The organism is Streptomyces sp. NPDC057654 (assembly GCF_042800135.1).
Lineage (GTDB): Bacteria > Actinomycetota > Actinomycetes > Streptomycetales > Streptomycetaceae > Streptomyces.
In genome coordinates this window covers 1-2,728 of record NZ_JBHVHQ010001039.1, presented here as the reverse complement: position 1 = coordinate 2,728, position 2,728 = coordinate 1, and the positions used below count along the sequence as shown (strand labels likewise).

Here is a 2,728-nt window from a genome sequence, read left to right as displayed (position 1 = left end):
GAGACGAAGTACCACCGGGTCACCCGATCGTTGTGCTTCTGCGCCCGCATTCCCACGCCAACCGTGACCACTTTGTCCTGCCGGGCGAATTCCATCCAGACGTAGGAGTGCGCGGTGTCGTGCTGTGAAGCAGGTGCTGCTTATCGACGAAGGCGCCGCCTATTCCGCTGGTATTACTTGTTCAGGCAGGTGTTGCCGAAGGCGGGGTTGAGCAGACCGATGATGTCGATCGAGTTGCCGCAGAGGTTCACGGGGATGTGAATCGGGATCTGAAGCTGGTTCCCGGAGATGACACCCGGCGAACCGATGGCCCCGCCCGCGGCACCGGCGTCGGCAGATGCGACCCCCGCGGCACCGGAAACAGCGGCTCCGGCGGCAGCCGTCAGGATGGCGGCCTTGGCGATACGCGACATGGCATTCCCTTTCCATACGTGTCACAACGTGTTGGTGAACAGCCTCGATGCTTAACACCGCAGATCTCCTCCAACAGGGCATCGCCACGCGGGTTTACCCCCAAAGGGATTAATGAAATGGGCGGCAGAGCGGCACGAACCAGCGCCAGGCGATCAATGGTTCGCTTCCCGCCGATACCGCGTACGGCCAACGGCCCGCCGGCCCGCCACAGACCTGCCCCCGGCCGCGCACGTCCATGCCACCGCATCGCAATCCACACACCTCCGGTCCATCGGCCCATCGGCCTCCTCGGCCCACCGGCGCCGAATTCCGCCGCTCGGCGACGATCCGACTTATCACCCTCGCGGGTGGAGAGTCCGCTCCAGCGATCGACGGGGTGTCGCGGCGGCCGCTAGGAATTCAACGTCGGGTCAGCGCGCCGGCACCACTGCTCGGGCCGCTGAAACAACCACACTTCTCCGGCACATGGGGGGCCGCGTCCCGGAATCTCCGGAACGTGGTCGGGGTCGGGGTCGGGGTCGGCAAGAGTCAGCGAACTCCTCTCAAGTCACGCGCCTCTCAAGTTCCGGCCCGGTCGGCTTCCGGTGTGAGAACGGCCAGCAATTCCTCCGCCACGGCCACGGCATCGGGCCCGGCGGCGAGGACGTAGTTGTCTGGGCGTACGGCCACGGCAGCAGCGCCCAGTTCGGCGAGCCACTGCCGGTGCGTACCGTCTGAGTCGATCACGATGTTTTCCGCAGGCGCCGAGCCGAAGCCGATAACGGTGACACCGGCCCTTTCGAGCCCACCCAAGTCCACTGTGGAGAGGGCCTCTTCGGAAATCAGAAGGCGAAAACCACCGCCGATGATGTCGTCGAGAAGTCCCGTCCTCTCGCCGTCGCCGACCCGCCCCTGCCGCGAGAGGCCGCCTCCGCCGCGGCCGAGCAGACCGGGACCGAGGTCCGACAGCTGGATGTGGTCGGGTTCCTGCAAGGCGGCGCGCCGGGCCAGAAGCCGCGCGTCGCGTTCGGCGGCCAGGACGGGGTCCCGCAAGGTGTGCTGACGGCCCAGTTCGATGCTCGTCGCCATCGCGGCGCGCACGTGCGGTTCGCGTTCGCTCTGGTAGGTGTCGAGTACGTCGGGCCCCTGAATTCCGCGCATCAGCAGGTCGGCCTTGAAGGCGATATTGAGCGCGTCGCGTATCCCCGAACACATTCCCTGGCCCAGGAACGGCGGAATTTGATGGGCGGCGTCACCGGCGAGCAGCACCCGCCCGACCCGCCACCGCCGCGCGACCAGCGACCGGAAGGTGTACGTAGCGACGCGTAGGAGTTCGGCGTCTGCGCGGTCGAGGTAGGGGCGCACCCGCTCCCACACCCCGGAGATAGAGGCATCGGAGATAGGGGTATCGAGCATGGAGTCATCGGCCGGGGAGCCATCGGATGTGGAGTCGTCGGATGTGGAGTCGTCGAGCATGAAGGTGAACCGCTGTCGCTGCGGACCAGTGGTGATGACAGTGGTCGGGCCGGCGGGATCGCCGAGTTGGAGCATGCGGGGAAGCCCGAGTTCGGCCGCGGGGCGCCGCAGCGCGAAATCGCAGACGAGCCAGGGTTCGGCGAAGCCCAGATCACCCTGCTCGACGCCGAGTGCCTGCCGGACGAAGCTGTTGCCCCCGTCACACCCGATAACGTAACGAGCTTTGAAAGTAGCTCCGTTGGCAGTTTCCACCTCAACCTGCTGGCTCCCCTGAGCCAGTCCGACGACGGTGGTACCGAGGCGAATATCGACGTTCGGCAGGGACGCGCACAGGGCATGCAGCGCGTTCTCCAGAGCGGGCTGGTCGAACATGTAAATGTCCGCCCAGCCACTGTCGCCGACCGCCCGGCACTCCTGCCGGATCAGCAGTTCACCGGAGCCGTTCCGCCATTCGTACGCCTCTTGTGCGTACAGCGTGGGCAGCAGTTCGTCGGCCAGCCCCAACCCCGCCAACGCGCGCATGATTTCACCGTCGAAACTGGCGGCGCGAGGCAGTCCGTACGGGCCGGGATAGCGTTCGAGGAGTACGACCGAATGCCCGGCCTTTCCCAGCAGTGCGGCGAGTGTCATCCCGACGGGGCCGCAGCCGACCACGGCGAAATCCCTCAGCGGTTCAGCCCCCTGGCCGGTATTCCGCTCATCGGCCCTGGTCACGGCCACGGTCGCGGTCGCAGTCTCGGCCGCGGTCACAGCCGCGGTCACGGGACCAGCACGAGCTTGCCGGGGGCGTGCCCGTCGATCCCGGCCCGATGCGCCCGCGCCGCCTCGTCCAAGGGGTAGGCCGTGGCGATCAGCACCC

3 protein-coding genes are annotated in these 2,728 nt (G+C 67.0%); all 3 read right to left on the bottom strand.

The genetic code is table 11. The annotated features are described in order from the left end of the window. Positions 1-173 precede the first annotated feature (173 nt). Positions 174-413 carry a chaplin gene (locus ACFU99_RS40080; protein ID WP_384402624.1) on the bottom strand — a complete coding sequence of 80 codons (240 nt, stop codon included), beginning with the start codon at positions 411-413 and terminating at the stop codon, positions 174-176. A 559-nt stretch (positions 414-972) separates the two neighbouring features. Next, positions 973-2,619 carry a bifunctional 3-(3-hydroxy-phenyl)propionate/3-hydroxycinnamic acid hydroxylase gene (locus ACFU99_RS40075; protein ID WP_384402621.1) on the bottom strand — a complete coding sequence of 549 codons (1,647 nt, stop codon included), beginning with the start codon at positions 2,617-2,619 and terminating at the stop codon, positions 973-975. 8 nt (positions 2,620-2,627) lie between these two features. After that, positions 2,628-2,726 (bottom strand): hypothetical protein, encoded by a 99-nt coding sequence (locus ACFU99_RS40070; RefSeq protein WP_384402627.1) that lies wholly within the window; start codon positions 2,724-2,726, stop codon positions 2,628-2,630. Positions 2,727-2,728: the final 2 nt, after the last annotated feature.

Bases quoted from the DNA above. Each gene is read 5' to 3' on its own strand.
- ACFU99_RS40080 (WP_384402624.1), bottom strand. From the start codon at position 413: ATGTCGCGTATCGCCAAGGCCGCCATCCTGACGGCTGCCGCCGGAGCC.